The sequence below is a fragment of the Pseudoalteromonas luteoviolacea genome (assembly GCF_021654285.1).
GTDB lineage: Bacteria > Pseudomonadota > Gammaproteobacteria > Enterobacterales > Alteromonadaceae > Pseudoalteromonas > Pseudoalteromonas luteoviolacea_J.
Window position 1 is genome coordinate 1 of record NZ_JAKFZS010000095.1, and the last position, 927, is coordinate 927.

Annotated in this window: 1 protein-coding gene; it reads left to right on the forward strand. The window is 45.3% G+C overall.

What is annotated here, in order from left to right:
- A partial coding sequence (gene tuf / locus L1077_RS27160) for an elongation factor Tu (RefSeq protein WP_237139882.1) occupies positions 1 to 855 on the forward strand: 855 nt, incomplete at its 5' end.
- Positions 856 to 927 lie beyond the last annotated feature (72 nt).

Consider the following 927-nt stretch of genomic DNA (forward strand, 5'->3'; position numbering starts at 1 on the left):
GGTCCTATGCCTCAGACTCGTGAGCACATCCTACTTTCACGTCAGGTTGGTGTACCTTACATCATCGTATTCATGAACAAATGTGACATGGTTGATGACGAAGAGCTAATCGAACTAGTAGAGATGGAAGTTCGTGAACTTCTTTCTGAGTACGATTTCCCTGGTGATGACCTACCACTAATCCAAGGTTCAGCTCTTAAAGCACTAGAAGGTGAGAAAGAGTGGGAAGACAAGATCGTTGAGCTTGCAGAAGCACTAGATTCTTACATCCCAGAGCCAGAGCGTGACATCGATAAGCCATTCATCATGCCTATCGAAGACGTATTCTCAATCCAGGGTCGTGGTACAGTTGTAACTGGCCGTGTTGAAGCTGGTATCATCAACGTGAACGACGAAGTTGAAATCGTAGGTGTTAAAGAAACTACGAAGACAACTTGTACGGGTGTTGAAATGTTCCGTAAGCTTCTAGACGAAGGTCGTGCAGGTGAGAACATCGGTGCACTTCTACGTGGTACTAAGCGTGACGAAGTTGAGCGTGGTCAAGTACTATCAGCTCCTGGTTCAATCCAGCCGCACACTAAGTTCACTTCAGAAGTATACGTACTTTCTAAAGATGAAGGTGGTCGTCACACTCCTTTCTTCAAAGGTTACCGTCCACAGTTCTACTTCCGTACAACTGACGTAACTGGTGACATCCAGCTACCAGACGGCGTAGAAATGGTAATGCCTGGTGACAACATCAAGATGACTGTAGAGCTAATCTGCCCAATCGCGATGGACGAAGGTCTACGTTTCGCTATCCGTGAAGGTGGCCGTACAGTTGGTGCTGGTGTTGTAGCATCAATCATCGAGTAATAGTTACACGTTAACTAATTCGATATACGAATAGTAAAAAGCCGCTCATTGAGCGGCTTTTTTTATGTTTTT